The following is a 3,535-nucleotide window of genomic DNA, read 5'->3' as shown; positions in this document are numbered from 1 at the left end:
AATATTCATCTTCGCCATCAATGCTGCTGCCACCGGATTTGGCTGTGTGAGAAAATCTCGCCAATTTAAGCGATTTAACTGAATAGCTGCAAACTGAAATTCCAGCACCTTGAAGTCGCCAAAGGTAACACGATAATTTTGAGGCTCAGGTCGTTTGGGTTCGTCAAAAGAAAAAATTACAACTGGATAAATTGCCAAATCATATTTTTCATGGAGACGTCCAAAATACTTAAACATCCGCTTTGCAAACGCTGTCTCAGTGTAAGATTGATTTTCAACATGAATTAAAAAACAAGTGTCTTGCTGCTGGAAGCGGCATTGAGCCAGTAAATCAATTTCCTTTTTTTCCCCAGAGGTGACATCAGTAAACACTTCTTGGGGTAAAAACTGGATAGAATTACGATCTATTTGGCTAACTACTTGAGGCAGAAATAAATCAAGAAATTCAATAAAAAAGGTAGATAGTAATTCTTTGAAAAGACGATCATGGTCAATCATATCTTTTACCTTGATAGAACCAAACCATGATTATACAGATTGCTTGACCCGCTTTTTTCTGAAATCAAACAGGATCTTCTAATCCTGATAGCAATTTCAGTTGCTCCCGTGTTAATGGGAGCAGACCACAAACTTTGACTCCCTACTGATAACTGATAAAAGGCAACACAAATTGTCTCGCCAACCAGTACGGGGCAATCTGACGTGAAACCAAGTAGTATTTTTCACCTAACAACGAAAGTGGTTAATAGTAAGCCCCACTTTCTCACCCCATCCATTCAGTCCACTGTGGGGCATCTGCCACCAGTTGAGCAAATTTATCAGGGTCAATATCCTCAAACTCCAGCATCACCCCACAACGCTCATCAATCGTTAGTGTACTGAGTAATTCTTTCACCTTGTCAACCCCTAACTCCACCCGCTCAATTACTAACTGAGCATAATATTTAACCCGCTCCCACCAAGAATCACTGAGTGATGCATCTGTGTCCACACCCCCCCGATTATTATCTCCACTTTCATTCTTGGGGGGTGTGGACGGCGGGTTAATCCCATATTGAGACTGCATTTTAGCTGCGTAAGCTGCATTTTGAGCCTGCTCTGACTGGCGTTTCTTTTCCCTGTCCTCCCTCTGACGAAGGCGATAATCCAGCACTTTCTGGGCAAACTCGACATCCTCCGTATTGAGCCGATAATACCGAACCCGTTGACCATCTTCGAGTGGTCGGCGCGACTCAGTAGATAAACCCAGTTGCTCCAGATACTGTCCCAAAATCCACATCGGAGACTCCGATAGCGGGATGGTCAGGTTGAGAATGCCTTTAACGTGAGATGCGTTGCGTAAGGAGTTGTCAGCCAAAGCCTGAATCATCGCTTCGTCACCTTTAATCTCAACCCCAGCCATCAAATCGATCAACACCGCCCTCAATCCCAGCCGATGACGCATCAGCCAAGACGTGGAATGATTACTCCAGTCAGTGCAGATGCTCAAGCGATCGCGCTCCGATTTATCGCGTTCGGCAACAACAGGCGGCGGTGCAATAATTTCTCGCCCCTGTTCATCAGTAATCATTTCTGCCGGTGCGGCCAATATCGCTTCAAGTGCGACAATCTTCTTAATTAATCGCCCCCCGTCATCTTTCTCCACCAATTCCGGGGTAACTGGCATCCCGTAGGTGTCCAGAATCCGAAACTTTTCACACTCCAGCACTTCTTCTGGTTTGAGATAATCTTGGTGCTGTCTGCTGTTGTAAGTCCTCCGGTCGATATCTTTGGCATTAGCCACCTTGCGAAAATGTTCTTCATCGATGGCAATACCAGCCGCCTTCATCCACCGAGAAGCACTTTCATCACCACCATCACCCACTGGCACAATTTTGTTGCCCATCTCCTCTAAGAGCGATCGCAAGTCAGCGCGTAAATTATTGATAGACCAGTTGCGCTGCGCTTCAATCTGGCAAGAGGCATCCAACGCCCAATCCTTCTCTGCTCCTCTTTTTCCAGTTTCTCTGTCAATGCGAATCAGAAAAGCAGTCATCTCGTTTTTCTGAAGAATCCTTTCCTTAATCCGCCGCGCATTAGTTTCGGCATAACCAAATGGAGGGCGTGGTGCAACCCAAACGTGCATGGGGACATTGGGACGATACCGCCATAATTGCTGGGCGCATTCTGTAGCCGACTGGCTTACAGCGTGAAACACACCGAATACTGCATCAAAATGATAGGTGGAAATGTCAACCCCTGTAGCGAGACTGGGAGTAATTAGAAAAGCGTCGATATCAAGAATAGCAGTGTTAATCTCCCTGATAAAGATGACATTCTCCTCCGAACCACTGTTCTCGGAATGAATAGCCCACACCCGTAACTTGCGGTCTGAGGCTGATTCCGGTGTTTCGTCGCTATCATCTATTGGTGTCCCACCATTCAAAGCGCGTTCTAATTTCTTGATAAAGCGCTTGCTATCGCTGGCCATCATCAACTTTTTACCCAACATGAGTTGAGCGTGAAACTCGGCTACCAGTGCGCTGCTGTTTCGACCCTCGTACCAAAAAACTTGACGACCCCCTGAACGGTATTGGTTTTTGATGATGTAGGGTTTTTCACCATCTGGTCGCATTCTCATAAAGAATTCGATAGTCAGGTCATCGAGGTGAGCATCTGCTAAAACAACCAGTTTGGCATTGTAAACCAAGTATTCTAGTACTTCGAGGATAGCCCCCCGGTGTTCCTTACAGGTTTTAGACTTGAGTAGGTGGGCGAGATACTGGCAAGCTTCATCTATAAATAAGATATCGTAAGCCTGTAAATCGTTCGCCATTTTATACAGCGAGTCTACCGTGATGCTGAGAGCTTTTGCTTTAGCCCAGTCACCGCAAGAGATAGCAGAGTACATGGCAGTTTGCAAGCGATGCCTACGGCGGGCTACGCCTACGCTGAGGTTCTTCAAAAGAGTCACCCGATGTCCGTTGTTCAAAAAGCTCAATTGGGGATTATCTCTTCTGATGATTGCCAAGATTTCAGTCTTGCCAGTCCCCATATCAGAAGCCAAACCGACTAAACCCGATTGAGGCAGTGAGTGGATGACTGTGGAGAGATAACGGGTATTAACTATGACATTGGGTTTGTATTTACGTAGTCCCCTGGCGCGATTGACAAAGAATCTTTGCTGGTACTCGTTTATGGTTAGAGCATCAGCAATCATTGTGCTGACTGCTTTCTCGGCTTTCTTACCCAGTGCCACAACCCAATCGTCAATTCCTTTTTCGGGGCCAGGGAGTAGTGCTACTTCGCACTCTCCACCAAGCTGTATGATTGTTGCAGCAGTGCGACGTGTAGCTTGAAAAATCTGGTGTTTGGTTTTGGGTTTGGTTTCGTAATCGAAGAGGATAACGAATTTGCGACTCTTTTGTGCGATTGGGACTAAATCAGGGTGCAAGCGTTCTACATTTTCGTTGCCTACCCGACCGTTCCAGATTCCAGGGAGAGCGATCGCTACATACCCCAGTGTGAGGAGACAACCTGTCTTTTTTTCTCCCTC

General features: G+C 46.1%; 2 protein-coding genes. Both read right to left on the bottom strand.

What is annotated here, in order from left to right:
- Positions 1–498: Rpn family recombination-promoting nuclease/putative transposase (locus LC605_RS31770; RefSeq protein ID WP_229551369.1), on the bottom strand; the 498-nt coding region annotated here is incomplete at its 3' end.
- Between the two features lie 265 nt (positions 499–763).
- Positions 764–3,535: plasmid replication protein, CyRepA1 family (locus LC605_RS31765; RefSeq protein ID WP_229551368.1), on the bottom strand; the 2,772-nt coding region annotated here is incomplete at its 5' end.

The organism is Nostoc sp. CHAB 5836 (assembly GCF_020829445.1).
Taxonomy (GTDB): domain Bacteria; phylum Cyanobacteriota; class Cyanobacteriia; order Cyanobacteriales; family Nostocaceae; genus Nostoc.
Note: the sequence above shows the minus strand (reverse complement) of the source record. Positions and strands in the feature narration are given on the sequence as shown.